This window comes from Aquabacterium sp. (assembly GCF_044226965.1).
Classification (GTDB): Bacteria; Pseudomonadota; Gammaproteobacteria; order Burkholderiales; family Burkholderiaceae_C; genus Pseudaquabacterium.
Window position 1 is genome coordinate 1 of sequence record NZ_JBGAGA010000018.1, and the last position, 19,669, is coordinate 19,669.

A 19,669-nucleotide genomic window follows, 5' to 3' on the forward strand; every position below is an offset into this window, starting at 1 on the left:
GTGGCATCGTCGTCATCAACCCGAACAACCCGACCGGCGCGCTGTACCCGGTGGAACTGCTGCGGGAGATCGTCGAGCTGGCGCGCCAGCACCAGCTGATCGTGTTCGCCGACGAGATCTACGACAAGACGCTTTATGACGGCAACGTCCACACCAGCATCGCCTCGCTGGCCGACGACGTGCTGTTCCTCACCTTCAACGGCCTGTCGAAGAACTACCGCAGCTGCGGCTACCGCGCCGGCTGGATGATCGTCTCGGGCGACAAGCGGCACGCCAGGGACTACATCGAGGGCCTGAACATGCTCTCGTCGATGCGGCTGTGTTCGAACACGCCGGGCCAGCTGGCGATCCAGACGGCGCTGGGCGGGTACCAGAGCATCAAGGACCTGGTGGCGCCGGGCGGCCGGCTGTGCCGGCAGCGCGACCTGGCCTACCAACTGCTGACGCAGATTCCGGGGGTGTCGGTGGTCAAGCCCAAGGGCGCGCTGTACATGTTCCCGCGGCTGGACCCCAAGATGTACCCCATCACCGACGACCAGCAGTTCGCCTACGAGCTGCTGGCCGAGGAGAAGGTGCTGATCGTGCAGGGCACCGGCTTCAACTGGATCGCACCGGACCACTTCCGCCTGGTGTTCCTGCCCAATTCCGACGACCTGACCGAAGCGATCGGCCGCATCGAACGCTTCCTGGCGCACTACCGCAAACGCCATTCCCAGTGAGAGAGAAAGAGCTTCGTATGAAACCTATTCAGGTCGGCCTGCTCGGCATCGGTACTGTCGGCTCCGGCACCTTCAAGGTGCTGTCGCGCAACCAGCAGGAGATCCGCCGGCGCGCCGGCCGCGGCATCGAGATCACGATGGTCGCGGACCTGGACGTGGCGCGCGCCAAGGCCATCGTCGCCGACATGGGGGGCAGCGGTGTCGAGGTGGTCGGCGATGCCCGCGCGGTGATCGCCAACCCGGACATCGACATCGTGATCGAGCTGATCGGTGGCTACGGCATTGCCAAGGCCCTGGTGATGGAAGCCATCGCGGCCGGCAAGCATGTGGTCACCGCCAACAAGGCGCTGCTCGCGGTGCACGGTACCGAGATCTTCGCCGCCGCGCGCGACAAGGGCGTGATGGTGGCCTTCGAGGCCGCGGTGGCCGGCGGCATCCCGATCATCAAGGCGCTGCGCGAAGGCCTCACCGCCAACCGCATCGAGTGGATCGCCGGCATCATCAACGGCACCACCAACTTCATCCTGAGCGAGATGCGCGACAAGGGGCTGGACTTCGGCGTCGTGCTGAAGGAGGCCCAGCGCCTGGGCTACGCGGAGGCCGATCCGACCTTCGACATCGAGGGCATCGATGCCGGCCACAAGGTCTCGATCATGAGTGCCATCGCCTTCGGTACGCCGGTGCAGTTCGACAAGGCGCATGTCGAGGGCATCACCAAGCTGCAGGCGGCCGACATCCGCTATGCCGAGCAGCTGGGCTACCGCATCAAGCTGCTGGGCATCACGAAGCGCCGTGAGCAGGGGATCGAACTTCGGGTGCACCCGACCCTGGTCCCGGCCAGGCGCCTGATCGCCAATGTCGAGGGTGCGATGAACGCGGTGGTGGTGCAGGGCGATGCGGTGGGCACCACGCTGTACTACGGCAAGGGCGCCGGCGCCGAGCCCACGGCCTCCGCCGTCGTGGCCGACCTGGTGGACATCACCCGGCTGCACACCGCCGATCCCGACCACCGCGTGCCGCACCTGGCCTTCCAGCCCGACGCGATGCACGACACGCCGGTGCTGCCGATCGACGACGTCGTCACCTCGTTCTACCTGCGGCTGCAGGTGGCCGACCAGACCGGCGTGCTGTCGAAGATCACCACCATCCTGGCCGAGCACGACATCTCGATCGACGCGGTGCTGCAGCGCGAGAGCGCGGAAGGCGAGAAGCAGACCGACCTGATCATCTTGACCCACGACACCGTCGAAGGCCGCATGCGCCGTGCGCTGGCCACGATGCAGGCCCTGCCCACCGTCCTGGCCCCGATCGTCAACATCCGCAAGGAAGAACTGAACTGATGCGCTACATCAGCACCCGCGGCGACCAGACCGAACGCCGCTTCTGCGAGATCCTGCTCGAGGGCCTGGCGCCCGATGGCGGGCTGTACATGCCCCAGCGGTACCCGCGCGTCAATGCCTTCCAGATGATGCGCTGGCGCACGCTGCCGTACCACGCGCTGGCCTTCGAGATCCTCTCGCTGTTCATCGACGACATCCCGGCGGCCGACCTGAAGGCGCTCGTCGAGCGCACCTACACCGCGGCTACCTTCGGCAGCGAGGCCATCGTGCCGCTGCGCCGGCTGGAAGAGGGGCTGTACATCGAGGCGCTGTCCAACGGGCCCACGCTGGCCTTCAAGGACATGGCGATGCAGCTGCTGGGCAACCTGTTCGAGTACGAACTGGGCCGCCGCGGAGAACAGCTGAACATCCTGGGCGCGACCTCGGGCGACACCGGCAGCGCGGCCGAGTACGCGATGCGCGGCAAACAGGGCGTGCGGGTGTTCATGCTGTCGCCGCATGGCCGGATGAGCCCGTTCCAGCAGGCGCAGATGTTCAGCCTGCAGGACGAGAACATCCACAACATCACGATAGAGGGCGTGTTCGACGATTGCCAGGACATCGTCAAGGCCGTCAGCAACGACCTCGAGTTCAAGCGTCGCCACAAGATCGGCACCGTCAACTCGATCAACTGGGCACGGCTGCTGGCGCAGGTGGTCTACTACTTTGCGGGCTATTTCCAGGCCACGCAGAACAACACGCAGAAGGTCAGCTTCGCGGTGCCCTCGGGCAACTTCGGCAACGTGTGTGCCGGCCATGTCGCGCGCATGATGGGCCTGCCGATCGAGCAGCTGGTGGTCGCCACCAACGAGAACGACGTGCTCGACGAGTTCTTCCGCACCGGCACCTACCGCGTGCGCGGCAGCGCCGAGACCTACGAGACCTCCAGCCCCTCGATGGACATCAGCAAGGCCTCGAACTTCGAGCGCTATGTCTTCGACCTGACGCACCGCGATGCCGCGCGGCTGGCGCAGCTGTTCGGTCCGCAGTTGGTGAAGGAGGGCGGCTTCACGCTGACGCCCGAGGAGGTGGCGCGCATTCCGCTGTCCGGCTTCACCTCGGGCAGGAGCACGCATGCCGACCGGCTGGCGACGATCCGCCAGACCTGGCAGCAGCACAACGACATGATCGACACGCACACGGCCGATGGGCTGAAGGTGGCGCTGGAAAAGCGCCAGCCGGGCGTGCCGATGATCGTGCTCGAGACGGCGCTGCCCGCCAAGTTCGCCGCGACGATCGAGGAAGCCCTGGGCCGCCAGCCCGCGCGCCCCGCGGCGCTGGAAGGCATCGAGAACCTGCCCAAGCGCTTCACGGTGATGCCGGTGGACGCGGATCGGGTCAAGGCCTACATCGCGCAAGTCACCGGCGCATGAACGTCGTCGGCTTCTGCGGTCCTTCCGGCGTGGGCAAGACCACGCTGATCGAACGCCTGGTCGCCGAGCTGAAGGGCCGTGGCCAGCGCGTCTCGGTGATCAAGCATGCGCACAAGACCTTCGACATCGACCATCCGGGCAAGGACACCTGGCGCCACCGGAAGGCCGGTGCCTTCGAGGTGCTGATCGCCTCGGGCCACCGCCTGGCCAAGATGCGTGAGTACGAGGTCGAGGGCCAGCCCAGCGTGCACCAGCTGATCGCCGAGATGGTCGAGTGCGACTGGCTGCTCGTGGAGGGCTTCAAGCACGCCGACATCCCGAAGATCGAGGTCTGGCGGGCGGCGAAGAACGAGCCGCCGCTGTATCCGCACGAGCCCTTCGTGCTGGCCGTGGCCACCGACACGCCGGACACGCTGCCGGAACCCACGCAGCGGCCGGTGTTCGACATGGCCGCCGTGCCGGCATTGGCTTCGTACCTGATGGACACTGCCGATCGCTTCCACTACCGGCCCGAGATCCATGGCTGACCCTGCTGCACCCCGCGCGATGCTGAGCCTCGACGAGGTGCTGGCCCGCCTGCTGCAAGTGGCGCGCGAGCGCCGCCTGCGCGACACCGAACACGTCTCCACCTTCGACGGCCTCGGCCGCGTGCTGGCCGAAGCCGTGCGCTCGACGCTGGACGTGCCGCCGGCCGACAACACCTCGATGGATGGCTACGCGTTGCGCACGGCCGACGTGCCGGCAGCGGGCGTCGTGCTGCCGGTGAGCCAGCGCATCCCGGCCGGCGTGGTGGGCCAGCCGCTGGCCGCCGGATCGGCGGCACGCATCTTCACCGGCGCGCAGGTGCCAGCCGGCGCCGACGCGGTGGTGATGCAGGAGCAGTGCGAGGCCGTGGCCGGCGATGGCCTTGGCGCGGTGCGCGTGCAGGCCGTGCCGCAGACGGGGCAATGGATCCGCCGCCGTGGCGAAGATGTGATGCAGGGCGCCGAAGTGCTGGCGGCGGGCCTGCGCCTGACGCCGCAGGCGCTGGGGCTGGCCGCATCGGTCGGTGCCGGGCGCCTGGCGGTGCTGCGCCGGCCGCGCGTGGCACTGTTCTCCACCGGCGACGAGCTGGTGATGCCCGGTGAGCCCCTGAAGCCGGGCGCGATCTACAACTCCAACCGCTTCACGCTGTGCGCGCTGCTGCGGGCCGCGGGCTGCGAGGTGGAGGACCTGGGCATCGTGCCGGACCGGCTCGACGCCACGCGCGAGGCCCTGCGCCGCGCCGCCGAGGGCAACGACCTGATCCTGACCTCGGGCGGCGTCTCGGTCGGCGAGGAAGACCACCTGAAGCCGGCTGTGCAGGCCGAAGGCTGGCTCGAGGCCTGGCAGGTGGCCATCAAGCCGGGCAAGCCACTGGCCTTCGGTGCCGTGCGGCGCGGCGCCGGCGGCGAGACCTTGTTCATGGGCCTGCCGGGCAACCCGGTGTCGAGCTTCGTGACCTTCCTGCTGGCCGTGGCGCCGGTGCTGCGGGCCTTGCAGGGCAGCCCATTGGCAGCCCTGCCGCAGGCGCTGGCGGTGCGTGCCGATTTCGACTGGCCCAAGCCCGACAAGCGGCGCGAATTCCTGCGCGCACGCTTCAATGCGCAGGGCGGGCTCGAGCTGTTCCCGAACCAGAGTTCCGGTGTCCTCACCTCCGCCGTGTGGGCCGACGGCCTGGTCGACAACCCGCCGGGCCAGGCCATCCGGCGCGGCGACACGGTTCAGCTGCTGCTGCTGAGCAGCCTGATCGGCGCCTGAGGGGCACACGCCATGGCCGCTGTCAATGTGTGTTATTTCGCCTCGCTGCGCGAAGCGCTGGGCGCGGCCGAAAGCGTCGAGCTGCCCGCCGGCACCACGCTCGGCCAGCTGCGCGACCAGCTGATCGCCCGCGGCGGCCGGCATGCCGAGGTGCTGGCGCGCGGCCGCGCGGTGCGCTGCGCGTTGAACCAGGCGATGGCCGACGAGGCCCGCGTGGTCGAGCCCGGCGCGGAAGTCGCGTTCTTCCCGCCGGTCACCGGCGGCTGAGCCGCTCCCCGGTCACTGGGGCTTGCCGGCCCCGCGCTCCAGTTCGGCCAGCCGGGTCTGCAGCGCGGCCTTCAGGTCCACATCGTCGGCCTGCTCGACGATCGGCTTGAGCGCCATCACCTGCGCCACGCGCAGCGCGTCGTCCGCCGGCACCTTCACGTCGGGTTCGACGCCGGTGCCTTCCCAGTTGGTCTTGGTGATCGGATTGATCGCCCGTCCGCCCGGGATGAAGACCTGGAAATGCGTGGCCACCTTGACCATGTCGCCGGGGTGCGCACCACCGCCGGTGGTCTCGCCGACCAGCGTCGCGCGCTTCAGGTTCTTCAGGTTGTAGCTGAACTCCTCCGCGCCCGAGAAGGTGCGGCGCGAGGTCAGCACGTAGACCGGCTTCTTCGCATCGAAGCGCTTGCCCGGCACCCAGTCCTGGGTCCAGAACTGTTCGGTGCGCTTGCCCTCGCGCCAGTACATGTCGTTCAGGTGCGTGCGCTCGGGGAAGAGGTAGCTGCTCATCAGCGCCACCGTGGCCGGATCGCCACCGCCGTTGCGGCGCAGGTCGATGATCAAGGCCTGCGCATGGGCGACCAGGTTCATCGCCGCGGCAATGGCCTCGCCGGCCAGATCGGCCGACGCGAAGCCGCGCAGATCGATGTAGCCGATGTTGCCGGGCAGGCGCTCGACGCGCTCCAGGCCGAAATTGCGCGCCTGCTCGCTGCGCAGGTAGGCCTCGCGTTCGCTGGCCGTCGGGGCGCGGTCGGCCTGGCGGTCTTCGAGCGGCTGCGCGCTGTAGCGCATGCGGATGTGCTTGTCGTGGGTGACGGCCTGGATGGCCTCGGTCATCTTGTCGGCAAACGCGTTGGCGCCGGTGGCCTGGTCGAAGGCGCCTGCGCGCCAGTCTTTCATCAGCGCCTGTTCCACCTGCTGGGCCTTCTCCGGGAACACGTACTGCGCGTTCAGCTCGCGGATGGTGGCCTGGATCACCTGTTGCCGGGTGGCGGCATCGATGGCCGGGCCAGGGCTTTGGCCCTGAGCACAGGCACTGACGGCATGCAGGAACAGCGGGACGATCAGCAGACGGCGCGACAACAGCGTCATGGCTGGCAGGGGGTGGTTGGGATGGCCGGCATTGTGCAGCGCAGGCCACTGCGAATTCGCTCGAAACGGTGGAATGGGAGGCGATTGGGCCGCGTATAGTGAAGCGATGGATCGTATTGACCGCGAAATACTCAGCCTGCTGGCGCGCGATGGCCGGCTCAGTTTCCGCGAGCTGAGCCAGCAGGTGCACCTGAGCCCGAATGCGGTGGCCGAGCGCTTCCGTCGCCTGCAGGCAGATGGCGCGATCCGCCACATTCGCGCCACGCTCAACCCGGCGGCGCTGGGCCACGCGCTGGAGGCGATGATCGAGGTCAAGCTGCAGTCCGACACCGCGGCGCTGGCCTTCGAGACCGCGCTGCGCCACCTGCCGCAGGTGGTGAGCGCGACCCTGATGACCGGCTCGTTCGACTACGCGGTGCGCGTGGCCTGCGCCGACCGGGACGAGCTGGTGCAGGTCACCGAACACCTGCGCCAGAAGGCCGGCGTGCGCGAGACCTACACCCGGCTGGTGCTGCGCGAGGTTCAGCTGGCGACGGCCTGAGCGCGTGCCAGGCCCGCGGCCGCGGGTTCGGCCGGCCAGTCTTCTGCCAGCCGGTCCAGCAGCGCCAGCACGCGCGCCCGCGTGGCCTCGCCGGCCGCATGCATCGGTGCGCGGAACGCGGGCAGGCACCAGCCCTGGCGCGCCAGCACGGTCTTCACGGGCATCGGGTTCGGTTCGGCGAACAAGGCTTCGCACAGCGGCTGCAGTGAGCGCCACAAGGTCTGCGCTGCCGTCAATTGCTGTTGGGCGACCAGCCGATGCAGTCGCACGAACAGATCGGGCCGCAGGTGCGCGCTGGCTGCGATGGCGCCCACCGCGCCGGCCGTCAGCTGGCGGAAGATCTCGTCGTCATTGCCGGCCAGCAGCGCCAGCCGCCCGTCCACCAGCAGGCGCAGGGCCGCATCGGCATCGCCGCTGCAGTCCTTCAGTGCGACGATGCGCGGGTGTGCCGCCAGCGCCAGCAGCGTGTCGGCCGCGATGCGCACGCCGGTGCGCGAGGGCACGTCGTAGGCCACGATGGGCACTGGCGAGGCATCGGCCACGGCGCGGTACCAGGCCAGCAGCCCGGCCTGAGAAGGTCGCACGTAGGCCGGCGGGCTGAGCAGGAAGCCGGCCAGCGGGAAGGCCGCGGCGAGCTGCCGCGCGCGCGCCGCCACGCGTTCGGGCCGCACGCCCGACAAGCCCATCAGCACCGGCCTGTCCGCCGCAGCGGCGATCGTGGCCTGCAGCACCGCGGCCTGCTCGGCTTCATCCAGCATCGCGGCCTCGCCGGTGCTGCCACAGGCGACAAAGCCGGCCACGCCCTGGTCGACCAGGTGCGCGACGAGCCGGCGCAGCGCCGGCAGGTCCACCTGGTCTTGCGCGTCGAACGGAGTGACCAGCGGCACCCAGATCCCCGAGAACTTCAGCATCACGAACTCTCCAATGGCAATCACGACCGTGTGGTGAACCGGTCGGCCGGGCTGCGGCGCAGCGGGAGGAGGGCGGCTGGCTGGAGGAGAGGAGGTCGCCGGGACGGCGAAGCGCAGCGGCACAAGGCCCGCATGTTCCGTCGCTCGTCCGACGACGGAACAGCTGCCCCGGTCAGACGAGCGGCTGCTTTTTCGATTTCTCCACCCAGGCGGCAGCGGCCGCAGGGGCCGGACTGCTGGAGCGGTGGGCGGAGAACATGGGGTGGCATTCTAGCGATGACACAATTCGAGGCATGGACAGCCCCCTGCTCACTCTGTTCGCTCCCCCCGAGGGGGGCTCAGTGCCCTACGGGCGGCCGGGCGGGCACTGATGACCCGCGTCAGCATCCAAACCGCCGACTTCGACCTCTCGGCCGAGGTGGCGGCGCTGCGGGCGCAGGACCTGGGCGTCGGCGCCGTGGCCACGTTCCTCGGCACGGTGCGCGACCGCAACGGCGGTGGCGCCTCGGGCGATGTCAGCGCGATGGAGCTCGAGCACTATCCCGGCATGACCGAGGCCGCAATCGAGCGGATGATCGACGAGGCCTGCGCGCGCTTCGAGCTGCGGGCGGTGCGAGTCATCCACCGCGTGGGCCTGCTGCAGCCGGGCGACCAGATCGTGCTGGTGGCGGTGAGCTCGGCGCACCGCGGCACGGCCTTCCAGGGCTGCGAGTTCCTGATGGACTACCTGAAGACCCAGGCGCCGTTCTGGAAGAAGGAGAGCACGCCGGAAGGGGCGCGCTGGGTCGACGCGCGGGTGGCCGACGACGCGGCGCTGCAGCGCTGGGGCCTGCGCTCGGGCAACGCCCCATGAACGGCGGGGGCGGCCGCCGCTGGTTCGACATGGTTCAGCCGGAAGCCTTCGACAGCCAGGCCCTGCGCGGCGCGCTGGGCCGCTTCGCGACCGGCGTGACGATCATCACCTGCCTCGATGGGTCGGGTGCCCGGGTGGGGCTCACCGCCAATTCGTTCAACGCGCTGTCGCTGCAGCCGCCGCTGGTGCTGTGGTCGCTGCGGCTGGCCAGTCCCAGCCTGGTGGCTTTCTCGGCGGCCACGCACTTCGCGGTCAATGTGCTGGCCGAGACGCAGGTCGACCTGTCGCGCCGCTTCGCGTCGAAGGTGGCCGACAAGTTCGAAGAGGGTGTCTGGCATGCCGGCCTTGGCGGTGTGCCGGTGCTGGGCGGCTGCGCTGCGGTGTTCGAATGTGAGCTGCAGGCACAGCACGAAGCCGGTGACCACCAGCTGTTCATCGGCCGCGTGCGCCGGCTGGCCGATCTGGCAGTGCCGCCGCTGCTGTTCCAGGGCGGGCATTACCGCATGCTGGGGGAAATCCTGTGAACGAGATGGCCACCGACAGCGCGGCCCCGTCGCGCTACCAGCCTTCGCACATCGCCGGCGACCCGGCGCGCCTGACGCCGCTGCAGCGCGAGCTGATCGGACGCGTGGCCGCGCTGGGGCCGCGCTTTGCCGAGCGCGCGTCGCGCTACGACCGCGAGGCCAGCTTCCCGTTCGAGAACTACGCGGACCTGCGCGAGGCCGGGCTGCTGGGCATCTGCGTGCCGGCCGCGCACGGTGGCCTGGACGCTGACTTTGCGACTTATGTGATGGTCGCCGCGGAGCTCGGCCGCTGGTGCGGATCGACCGCGCTGAGCTTCAACATGCATGTCTGCGCCTGCCTGTGGTCGGGTGCCGTCGCCGATGCGCTGCCGATGTCGGCTGCGCAGCGTGCGGACCACGAGCGCATCCGCGCGATCCACTACCGTCGCATCGTCGGCGAGGGCATGGTCTATGCGCAACCCTTCTCCGAAGGCGGGCCGGCGGCGGCCGGCGCGGCACCCTGGGGCACGGTGGCGCGGCCGGCCGAGGGCGGCTACGTCGTCAGCGGCCGCAAGATCTTCGCGTCGCTGGCCGGCGCGGCCGACTACTACGGCGTGCTGTGCACGCTGCAGCCACCGGGGCAGCCCGGCGGCGGCTCGCGCCGCGACGCGATCTTCCTGGCGGTGCCGGCCGGTGCGCCGGGCGTGCGCATCACCGGGGACTGGGACCCGCTGGGCATGCGCGGCACCGTCAGCCGCACGCTGGTGTTCGACGAAGTGTTCGTGCCGCACGAGGCCCGGCTGCTGCCCGAGGGCCTGTACCACCCGGCGGCCCACCGCTTCCCGCACATGTACGCCACGCTGTCGCCGGCCTACCTGGGCATTGCGCAGGCAGCCTACGACTTCACCGTCCAGTACCTGCGCGCCGAGCTGCCCGGCATGCCCCCGGTGCTGCGCCGCATGTACCACACCAAGCAGTTCGCGGTGGCCGAGATGCGCATCAAGCTCGAGGCCACGCGCGCGCTGTTCCTGCAGACCGCGCACGATGCCCGGCTCGATCCCGACAAGGACGCGCGAATGCGGCTCTATGCGGCGCACTACACCATCATGGAGAACGCCAACGACCTGTGCCGGCTGGCCATCCGCACCTGTGGCGGGCAGTCGATGCTGAAGTCGCTGCCGCTGGAGCGCCTGTACCGCGATTCGCGCTGCGGCTCGCTGATGCTGCCGTGGACCGCCGAGCTCTGCATGGATCGGCTCGGCCGCGAATGCCTGTACGAGGACGGCGAGCGCGACGAGGCGATCGAGTGAGCGGCCGCGCCGCACCGCCGGCGGGCGCCCGATGCTGCTGAAGGTCGGCGAGCTGGCGCGGCGCAGCGGGCTCACCGTGCGCACGCTGCACCACTACGACGAGATCGGCCTGCTGCGGCCCAGCGGCCGCTCCGACGGCGGCTATCGCCTGTATGGCGCGGCCGACGTCGCGCGGCTGCACGCGATCCAGGCCCTGCGCGCGCTGAACCTGCCGCTGGAGGACATCGCCCATGCGCTGCAGGCCGGTGGCGGCAACCTGCAGGGCATCGTCGAACGCCAGCTGGGCGTGCTGGAGGCGCAGATCCGCCAGGCCGGCGAGCTGCGCGACCGCCTGCGGCTGGTGCAGGGCAAGTTCGCGGCGGGCGGCGAGCCCGAGCTCGAGGACTGGCTGGCCACGCTGCAGATGATGAACACCACCGCCCGCTACTTCAGCGGCGAGGAACTGCAGCAGATCTTCGGCAACTGGGCCGAGGTCGATGAGCAGTGGCAGCAACTGGTCGACGAGATCCGGGTTGCGATGGCCGCCGGGCTGGCCGCGGAGGACGGCACGGTGCAACGCCTGGCCCAGCGCTGGATGAACCTGATGCACGACTGGATGGGCGGCGACTTCGACCGCATGCTGCGCTGGGGCCAGATGTACGAGGCCGAGCCCAGCATGCATGGCCGGGGCGGCATGGACCTCGCCGTGGTGCGCTACATCGAGCAGGCAGTCTCGCTGCGCCTGGCGTTGCTGCGCCGCTACCTCAGCGACGACGACCTGCGCCAGCTGGGCTGCGTGTCCGAGCGCGAATGGCGCGCACTGGCCGAGCCGGCGCAGGCGCTGATCGATGCCGGCACGCCGCCGGACGACCCGGCCGTGCTGCCGCTGCTCGCGCAGTGGCACGGGCTGGCGCAGCGCCTGAGCGGCGGCGACGCCGGGCTGCGCGCGCGCCTGCTCCAGGCCCACGCGGCAGAGCCGCTGCTGCGCGAAGGGGCGGTGCTGCCGCCGCCGGTGCGCGAGTTCCTGCACCGCGCCGCCGATCTGGTAGCGCGCCGTGCCGCGGGGGCTTGACCCTCACGTCACGTCAGGCCGCACAGTGCGCGGCATGGAAACGAACAACACCTCTTCTGCCCCCGGCGCGGGGCCCGACCCGCGCGCCCAGCGCGCGGCGCTGTTGCGCAACCCGGCGGTGCGCTGGCTGATGGCCGGCAGCGCGATCTCCTTGCTGGGCGACCAGTTCACGCTGATCGCCTTGCCCTGGGCCGTGCTGACCTTGACGCGCGACCCGCTGACGCTGGGCCTGGTCACGGCCATGGTCGGCGTGCCGCGCGCCGCCTTCATCCTGATCGGCGGCGCCTTCGTCGACCGCCATTCACCCAAGCGGGTGCTGATGCTGACCAAGCACGCCAACACCGTGCTGCTGGCGCTGCTGGCCGCCGGCATGCTGGGTGGCTGGATGAGCCTGCCGCTGCTGTGCGCGCTGGCGCTGGGCATCGGCCTGGCGGCGGCCTTCAGCATCCCGGCCGGCAGCGCGATGCTGCCGCAGGTGGTGGCGCCGGCACAGCTGCCCGCGGCCAACGGGCTGTTGATGGGCCTGCGCCAGCTGTCGATGTTCGCCGGGCCGCTGCTGGCGGCGCTGATGATGGCGGCGTTGGGGCGGCTGCTGCCCGAACGCGGCGATGCCCCGGGCCTGGCGCTGGCCTTCGGGCTCGATGCGCTGAGCTTCGCGCTGTCGGCCTGGACGCTGGCCAGGGTCAGCACCCGGCCGGTGGAGGCCCCTTCGCGCCAGGCGGTGCTGCAGGCGGTGGCCGCAGGCCTGCGCCATTGCTGGGCCGATCGGCCGCTGCGCAACTTCCTGCTCTACGGGGCGCTGGTCAGCCTGATGATCGCCGGCCCGGTGCAGATCGCGCTGCCGCTGCTGGCCAGCGGCACGCCGGGGCTGGGCGCGTCGGCCTTCGGCTTGCTCGTCGGGCTGCACGGCGCGGGCACGCTGCTGGGCCTGACCGTGGCCGGCGCGCGGCCGCACTGGCGGCTGGGCACCCTGGGCCTCACGGTGCTGGGCATCGATGCGATCGTCGGCCTGCTGTTCATGCCGCTGGGCCGCATCGCCAGCGTGTGGCAGGGCGCAGCGCTGCTGTTGCCGATCGGCGTGCTCGGCGGGTTCGTGCAGGTGATGGTCTTCAGCTGGCTGCAGCGCCGCGTGGCCCCGGCGATGATGGGCCGGGCGATGAGCCTGTTCATGTTCATCTTCGTCGGACTGGCGCCGCTGTCGGCAGCGGCCACGGGCGGTCTGATGCGCTGGGTGTCGCCGGCCACGGTGTTCACCAGTGCCGGGCTGCTGCTGGTGGGCATCGTGATGCTCTCGCTGTTGCCGGCCGGCGGCATGCGGGGCATGGACGAGGCGCGGCCGGTCCCACTGCGCTGATCTGGCGCAAACTCCGGCCCGGCAAGTGCCGTGCCGGGGCTCTTGATTTGGCCGGCATGCCCCCAAGATCCTGACGCAACCGGAGGATTTCACCGATGCGTGCCGACAAACTGACCACTGCCTTCCAGCAGGCCCTGGCCGATGCCCAGAGCCTGGCCGTTTCCCGCGACAACCCGTACATCGAGCCGTCCCACGTGCTGGCCGCGATGCTGGCCCAGCCCGATGGTCCCAAGGCCCTGCTGGACCGTGCGGGTGCCAACACCGCGGCGCTGAAGACCGCGATGGAGACGGCCAACAGCGGCCTGCCCAGCGTGCAGGGCGGTGGCCCGGTGCAGCCGGGGCGCGATCTGGTGCAACTGCTGCAGGCCGCCGACAAGGAAGCCACCAAGCGTGGCGACCAGTTCATCGCCAGCGAGATGTTCCTGCTGGCGCTGGCCGATGCCAAGAGCGACATCGGCGGCATCGTGCGCGGCCATGGCTTGACGCGCAAGGCGCTGGAAGCCGCGATCACCGCGGTGCGCGGCGGCCAGACGGTGGATTCGGCCGAGGCCGAAGGCCAGCGCGAGGCGCTGAAGAAGTACACGCTGGACCTGACCGAGCGCGCCCGCCTGGGCAAGCTGGACCCGGTGATCGGCCGCGACGACGAGATCCGCCGCGCGATCCAGGTGCTGCAGCGTCGCAGCAAGAACAACCCGGTGCTGATCGGCGAGCCGGGCGTCGGCAAGACCGCGATCGTCGAAGGCTTGGCGCAGCGCATCGTCGCCGGCGAGGTGCCCGACACCTTGCGCGACAAGCGCGTGCTGGTGCTGGACATGGCGGGCCTCCTGGCCGGTGCCAAGTACCGCGGCGAGTTCGAGGAACGCCTGAAGGCGGTGCTGAAGGAAGTGGCGCAGGACGAAGGCCGCATCATCCTGTTCATCGACGAGCTGCACACGATGGTCGGTGCCGGCAAGGCTGAAGGCGCCATCGACGCCGGCAACATGCTCAAGCCCGCGCTGGCGCGTGGCGAGCTGCATTGCATCGGCGCCACCACGCTCAACGAGTACCGCAAGTATGTCGAGAAGGACGCGGCCCTGGAGCGCCGCTTCCAGAAGGTGCTGGTCGACGAGCCCAGCGTCGAGGCCACCATCGCCATCCTGCGCGGGCTGCAGGAGAAGTACGAGGTGCACCATGGCGTCGAGATCACCGACCCGGCCATCGTGGCCGCGGCCGAGCTCTCGCACCGCTACATCACCGACCGCTTCCTGCCGGACAAGGCGATCGACCTGATCGACGAGGCCGCGGCCAAGATCAAGATCGAGATCGACTCCAAGCCCGAGGCGATGGACAAGCTCGACCGCCGGCTGATCCAGCTGAAGATCGAGCGCGAGGCCGTCAAGAAGGAGAAGGACGAGGCCTCCATCAAGCGCCTGGGCCTGATCGAGGACGAGATCGGCAAGCTCGAGCGCGAGTACGCCGACCTGGAAGAGATCTGGAAGGCCGAGAAGGCCGCTGCGCAGGGCTCTGCACAGGTGAAGGAAGAGATCGACCGCATCAAGCACCAGATCGAGGAGCTCAAGCGCAAGGGCGACTTCAACAAGGTGGCCGAGCTGCAGTACGGCCGGCTGCCCGAGCTGGAAAGCCGGCTGAAGGAAGCGCAGGCCAAGGAAACCGGCAAGGCCAAGAGCGGCAGCGCGCCGCAGCTGCTGCGCACGATGGTCGGCGCCGAGGAGATCGCCGAGGTCGTCTCGCGCGCCACCGGCATCCCGGTGAGCAAGCTGATGCAGGGCGAGCGCGACAAGCTGCTGCAGATGGAAACGAAGCTGCACGAGCGCGTGGTCGGCCAGGACGAGGCCATCGTCGCGGTGGCCGATGCCATCCGCCGCTCGCGCGCCGGGCTGTCCGACCCGAACCGGCCGCTGGGCTCGTTCCTGTTCCTCGGCCCCACCGGCGTGGGCAAGACCGAGCTGTGCAAGGCCCTGGCCGGCTTCCTGTTCGACAGCGAGGATCACATGGTGCGCGTCGACATGAGCGAGTTCATGGAGAAGCATTCGGTGAGCCGCCTGATCGGTGCGCCCCCCGGCTACGTGGGCTATGACGAAGGCGGCACCTTGACCGAGGCGGTGCGCCGCAAGCCCTACAGCGTGCTGCTGCTCGACGAGGTCGAGAAGGCGCATCCGGACGTGTTCAACGTGCTGCTGCAGGTGCTGGACGATGGCCGCCTGACCGATGGCCAGGGCCGCACCGTGGACTTCAAGAACACCGTGATCGTGATGACCAGCAACCTCGGCTCGCACATGATCATGCAGATGGCCGGCCAGTCGTCCGAGCTGATCCGCGAGGCGGTGATGGCCGAGGTCAAGCAGCATTTCCGGCCCGAGTTCCTGAACCGCATCGACGAGAGCGTGGTGTTCCATGCGCTGGACCAGAAGAATATCGAGGCCATCGCCAAGATCCAGCTGCGCTACCTGGAGCAGCGCATCGAGAAGATGGACATGAAGCTCGAGGTCTCGCCCGCGGCGCTGGCCGAGCTGGCCAAGGTCGGCTTCGACCCCGTGTTCGGCGCGCGACCGCTGAAGCGCGCGATCCAGCAGCGCATCGAGAACCCGGTGGCCAAGCTGATCCTGCAGGGCCGTTTCGGGCCCAAGGACGTGATCCCGGTGGACGTGCAGGGCACCGAGTTCAGCTTCGGCCGCCAGCTGCACTGACGGCCGGTTGCTGACGGCTAAAGCGAGCGGCTGAGCTGCAGCGTCACGCTGCGGCCAGCCTGTGGCAGGTCGTTGGCAATCAGGCCGGGCGCCAGGCTCGGCTCGCGCACGTCGGCGTCGAACAGGTTGCGCACGCCGGCCTGCAGGTTCCACTGGCCGATGCCCCGGTCGGTGCCCACGGCCAGGTCGACCGTGGTGTAGTCGGCCACCGGCGGGCGCGTGTCGCCCGGCGCGCGCCGGCGGTCGGCCACCTGGTTCACCAGCAGGTTCGCGCGCAGGTTGCCGGCGGGCCGCCAGTCGGCGCGCAGCACGGCGTGGCGCCGCGGCACATAGCCCACGTCCAGCCCGGTGGCCGGATTCACCGAACGCTGGTACGAGAGCTGCGCGGTCAGCCGCAGCGCCCGCAGCGGCTCCCACGTCGCCTCGGCCTCCAGGCCCTTGCCCCGCTGGGCGCCCACGTTGGCATAGGTCGAGCCGGGCGTGGGCGCTGCATTGGGCACGGCCCGGATGATGTCGTGCATGCGGTAGGTGAAGAGGTTCAGGCTGGTCTGCACGTCCGCGCGCGGCGACCAGGCCAGCACGGCTTCGAGCGTGCGCGTGGTTTCCGGCTCCAGCTGCGGGTTGCCGCGCGCGATCGGGTTGTTCGCGGCGTACAGCTCCGAGAAGCTGGGTGCGCGGAAGGCCTGGCCGTACAGCAGCTTGGCGGTCCAGTTCGCGGCCGCGTCCCACACCAGGGCGAGCCGTGGGCTGGTCGAGGCGCCGGCGTCGGAATAGCGGTCGTGGCGCAGGCCGGCGGTGACGGTCCAGTCCCCCTGCAGGCGCCACTCGTCCTGCACGAACAGGTAGCCGATGCGGCGGCGGTGCGGGTAGATGAAGGGCGTGTCGCTGAGCTGCACCGCACCGTTCGGGATCGGCACGCCGGTGGGGGAGTAGAGGAAGTTGTTGACCTCGCGCGCCAGGTACATGTTCAGGTCGTCGACCCCGCCGCCAATGCGCAGCGCATGCCCGCGCCAGCCGGTGTAGGTGGCGCTGGCGCTGAGCCGCCAGGAACGGTCCGACACCTCGGGCCCGCCGAACATGCCCTCGGTGAACACGCCGGTGGGCAGCTGCGTGCCGGGCGGAAAGATCTGCGCCGGCACCGGGTAGCGCTGCTTGTAGTGCATCAGCGACGCATCGGCGGCGAAGTGCCAGGGCGCTTCGGATTCGGGCGTGGCCCAGCCCAGGTCGGTGATGAAGCGCTCGCCGCGCCCGCGCCCCACCGGATCGAGCGCCGAGCCCAGGCCGGCATAGGTGCCGAGGTCGTCGCGCAGCTTGTACAGCGCCCGCCAGCGCCAGGCGTCCCAGGCCAGTTCGAGCCCGGCGTCGGCCGTGCGGCCGCCGGTGTTCACCGCGCCCGGTGCCAGGCTGGCATGGGTGCCGAACGCGCTGTCGTTGCGCGTTTGCGCATCGGATTCGATCGTGCGGTCGAAACCGTCGCTGCGCGCCAGCTTGGCGAAGGCCGACCAGGCAAGGCCGTCGCGGCGGCCGCTGTGCCGCCACCAGGCCTCGGCGGTGTCGAAGGAGCCGAGCCGCAACCCGGCCTGCGTGCCCGGCGCATCGCCGGCCGCGCGGGTGATGATGTTGATGACGCCGGAAAACGCGTCCGCGCCGAACAGTGCCGAGCCGGGGCCGCGGATGACCTCGATGCGGGCAATGTTCTCGACGGCCGGCCCGCCCGACAGGTTGCCGCGGCCGCCGGTCAGCTGCACGGTGATCGGGATGCCGTTCTGCAAGATCAGCACCTGTGGTGTCTGCAGGCTGAACACGCCGCGCATCACGTACAGCGTGTTGTGCATGCTGGCCGCCACATTGACGTGCAGGCCCGGCACGGTCTCGAGCACCTGGTCCAGGTCGGTGGCCCCGAGCGCGGCAATGTCCTCGGCGGTGATCACGGTGGCCACCGCGGGCGCGCGGCGCAGGGTCTGCCGGCGGCCGGTGGCCAGGCTGATGGATGCCTTGTCGCCATAGGCGGCAATCAGCTCGTCGTCATCGTTTTCGGCCGCGCCCGCGGGCCCTGCGAGCAGCAGCGTTGCCAGCAGCAGGGGCAGCAGCAGCGAGGAGGGTGGCTTGTGCTGGAACATCCCGGACGACCTGCCACTCGAAAAACACGGCAGGTGGCAGCTTAGGGCGGGCCGCGCGGGCGGGCAATCGGGTTTGCCTCCGTAGAATCCGCGGCCTTTCGCTGCCCCGCATGAGACCTGCTTCGCATTCCCCTGTCGTCATCGTCGGTATGGGCCTGGCCGGGCTCAGCGCTGCCCTGCAATTGGCCGAGACCGGCCCGGTGGTGATGCTGGCCAAGCGCGGCCTGGCCGATGCGGCCACGCCCTGGGCGCAGGGCGGCATCGTCGGCGTGCTGGGCTCGGACGACAGCATCGAGGCCCATGTGCGCGACACCCAGGACGCCGGCGCCGGCCTGGTGGACGAGCATGCCGCGCGCTTCATCTCAGAGCACAGCGCCCGGGCCATCGAGTGGCTGCTGGCCCAGGGCGTGGCGCTAACGCCCGATGCCGATGGCCCGCTGGGCCTGCACCTGACGCGTGAAGGCGGCCATGGCGTGCGCCGCATCGCGCATGCGGCCGATGCCACCGGCCAGGCCATCCACCAGGCGCTGCTCGCACGCGCGCGCCAGCATCCGAACATCACGTTGCGCGAGCACCTGATGGCGGTGGACCTGGTCAGCACGCACCGCCTCGGCCTGCCCGGGCCGGCACGCTGCCTGGGCGTCTATGCGCTGGATGTGCCGGCGCACCAGGTGCTGACCTTGCCCGCCCGCGCGGTGATCCTGGCGACCGGCGGCCTGGGCCGCGTCTACCGCTACACCTCGAACCCCGACACCGCCACCGGCGACGGCGTGGCGATGGCCTGGCGCGCCGGCTGCCGCGTGGCGAACATGGAATTCATCCAGTTCCACCCCACCTGCCTGTATCACCCGCAGGACCGCCGCTTCCTGATCACCGAGGCGCTGCGCGGCGAGGGCGCGGTGTTGCGCCTGCCGCTGCCGCAGGAAGACGAGCCCTGGGGCCCGCGCTTCATGGCCGCGCACGATGCCCGCGCCGAGCTGGCGCCGCGCGACATCGTGGCCCGCGCGATCGACTTCGAGATGAAGAAGCATGGCCTCGACCATGTGTGGCTCGATGCCACCGGGCTGGGCGAGGCCGCGCTGCGCGAACACTTCCCGACCATTCATGCACGCTGCGGGGCGCTGGGCATCGACATCGCGCGCCAGCCGATTCCGGTGGTGCCGGCGGCGCACTACAGCTGCGGCGGCGTGGTCAGCGACCTGCACGGCCGCAGCGACTTGGCCGGCCTGTACCTGGCCGGCGAGGTGGGCTACACCGGGCTGCATGGGGCGAACCGGCTGGCCAGCAACTCGCTGCTGGAATGCATCGTGCTCGGCCATGCCTGTGCGGCCGACATCCTGGCCCGGCCCGCGCCCGAGCTGCCGCCACTGCCGGCGTGGGACGAAAGCCGCGTGGAAGACGCCGACGAGCAGGTGGTCATCGCCCACAACTGGGACGAGCTGCGCCTGCTGATGTGGAACTACGTCGGCATCGTGCGCAGCCACAAGCGGCTGGAGCGCGCGCTGCGCCGCATCGCGCTGCTGCAGGCCGAGATCCGCGACTACTACGCCAGCTTCCGCATCACGCCCGACCTGCTGGAGCTGCGCAACCTGGCCGATTGCGCCGAACTGATCGTGCGTTCGGCGATGGCCCGGCCCGAGAGCCGCGGCCTGCATTACAGCCTGGACTTTCCCGGGCCGCTGCCGGTGAGTTTCCCGACGGTGCTGCCAGGCCGCGCCGGATGACGCGTC

At 70.2% G+C, this 19,669-nt stretch carries 17 protein-coding genes; 14 read left to right on the forward strand and 3 right to left on the reverse strand.

The annotated features are described in order from the left end of the window. From ACILR4_RS10465 to moaD, 6 genes are all read left to right on the forward strand, one after another. Positions 1-719 (forward strand): aminotransferase class I/II-fold pyridoxal phosphate-dependent enzyme (locus tag ACILR4_RS10465; protein WP_395700791.1); only part of this gene is annotated, 719 nt, incomplete at its 5' end. A 17-nt stretch (positions 720-736) separates the two neighbouring features. Continuing rightward, a complete protein-coding gene (locus ACILR4_RS10470; protein ID WP_395700792.1) occupies positions 737-2,059 on the forward strand; it encodes a homoserine dehydrogenase in 1,323 nt (440 codons plus the stop codon). After that, the gene (thrC, locus tag ACILR4_RS10475; RefSeq protein WP_395700793.1) at positions 2,059-3,471 is read left to right on the forward strand and encodes a threonine synthase; all 1,413 of its coding nucleotides are present in this window, start codon (positions 2,059-2,061) and stop codon (positions 3,469-3,471) included. Before ACILR4_RS10470 ends, thrC begins: the two co-directional genes overlap by 1 nt. Further along, a complete protein-coding gene (gene mobB / locus ACILR4_RS10480) occupies positions 3,468-3,998 on the forward strand; it encodes a molybdopterin-guanine dinucleotide biosynthesis protein B (protein WP_395700794.1) in 531 nt (176 codons plus the stop codon). The genes thrC and mobB overlap by 4 nt, the downstream gene beginning before the upstream one ends. Next, positions 3,991-5,250 (forward strand): gephyrin-like molybdotransferase Glp, encoded by a 1,260-nt coding sequence (gene glp, locus ACILR4_RS10485; protein ID WP_395700795.1) that lies wholly within the window; start codon positions 3,991-3,993, stop codon positions 5,248-5,250. The genes mobB and glp overlap by 8 nt, the downstream gene beginning before the upstream one ends. 12 nt (positions 5,251-5,262) lie before the next feature. After that, positions 5,263-5,517, forward strand: a complete 255-nt coding sequence (gene moaD, locus ACILR4_RS10490) for a molybdopterin converting factor subunit 1 (protein WP_395700796.1) — start codon at positions 5,263-5,265, stop codon at positions 5,515-5,517. Between the two features lie 12 nt (positions 5,518-5,529). Here moaD and ACILR4_RS10495 read toward each other — a convergent pair whose 3' ends face one another. Next, positions 5,530-6,609: a S41 family peptidase gene (locus tag ACILR4_RS10495; protein WP_395700797.1), complete on the reverse strand. Its 1,080-nt coding sequence runs from the start codon at positions 6,607-6,609 to the stop codon at positions 5,530-5,532. Positions 6,610-6,715: 106 nt separating this feature from the next. Between ACILR4_RS10495 and ACILR4_RS10500 the strand changes: the two genes are divergently transcribed. Beyond that, a complete protein-coding gene (locus ACILR4_RS10500; RefSeq protein WP_395700798.1) occupies positions 6,716-7,150 on the forward strand; it encodes an Lrp/AsnC family transcriptional regulator in 435 nt (144 codons plus the stop codon). Here the strand turns inward: ACILR4_RS10500 and dapA are convergent. After that, entirely contained in the window at positions 7,132-8,061 is a 930-nt protein-coding gene (dapA, locus tag ACILR4_RS10505) for a 4-hydroxy-tetrahydrodipicolinate synthase (RefSeq protein ID WP_395700799.1), read from the reverse strand. The two genes, ACILR4_RS10500 and dapA, sit on opposite strands and share 19 nt — an antisense overlap. A gap of 370 nt (positions 8,062-8,431) precedes the next feature. Between dapA and ACILR4_RS10510 the strand changes: the two genes are divergently transcribed. From ACILR4_RS10510 to clpB, 6 genes are all read left to right on the forward strand, one after another. Further along, positions 8,432-8,914, forward strand: a complete 483-nt coding sequence (locus ACILR4_RS10510) for a molybdenum cofactor biosynthesis protein MoaE (RefSeq protein ID WP_395700800.1) — start codon at positions 8,432-8,434, stop codon at positions 8,912-8,914. Next, entirely contained in the window at positions 8,911-9,438 is a 528-nt protein-coding gene (locus ACILR4_RS10515; RefSeq protein WP_395700801.1) for a flavin reductase family protein, read from the forward strand. Before ACILR4_RS10510 ends, ACILR4_RS10515 begins: the two co-directional genes overlap by 4 nt. 5 nt (positions 9,439-9,443) lie before the next feature. Beyond that, the gene (locus ACILR4_RS10520; protein ID WP_395700868.1) at positions 9,444-10,727 is read left to right on the forward strand and encodes an acyl-CoA dehydrogenase family protein; all 1,284 of its coding nucleotides are present in this window, start codon (positions 9,444-9,446) and stop codon (positions 10,725-10,727) included. Between the two features lie 31 nt (positions 10,728-10,758). Next, a complete protein-coding gene (locus ACILR4_RS10525; protein WP_395700802.1) occupies positions 10,759-11,778 on the forward strand; it encodes a MerR family transcriptional regulator in 1,020 nt (339 codons plus the stop codon). A gap of 34 nt (positions 11,779-11,812) precedes the next feature. Next, a complete protein-coding gene (locus tag ACILR4_RS10530; protein WP_395700803.1) occupies positions 11,813-13,132 on the forward strand; it encodes an MFS transporter in 1,320 nt (439 codons plus the stop codon). A gap of 95 nt (positions 13,133-13,227) precedes the next feature. After that, entirely contained in the window at positions 13,228-15,819 is a 2,592-nt protein-coding gene (gene clpB / locus ACILR4_RS10535; RefSeq protein ID WP_395700804.1) for an ATP-dependent chaperone ClpB, read from the forward strand. A 17-nt stretch (positions 15,820-15,836) separates the two neighbouring features. Here clpB and ACILR4_RS10540 read toward each other — a convergent pair whose 3' ends face one another. Further along, complete coding sequence (locus ACILR4_RS10540; RefSeq protein WP_395700805.1) at positions 15,837-17,939, reverse strand: TonB-dependent receptor plug domain-containing protein; 2,103 nt, start codon at positions 17,937-17,939, stop codon at positions 15,837-15,839. Positions 17,940-18,049: 110 nt separating this feature from the next. On the opposite strand from ACILR4_RS10540, the gene nadB reads away from it, so the two are divergent. After that, positions 18,050-19,663 (forward strand): L-aspartate oxidase, encoded by a 1,614-nt coding sequence (gene nadB / locus ACILR4_RS10545; RefSeq protein ID WP_395700806.1) that lies wholly within the window; start codon positions 18,050-18,052, stop codon positions 19,661-19,663. The last annotated feature ends 6 nt before the right edge of the window (positions 19,664-19,669 follow it).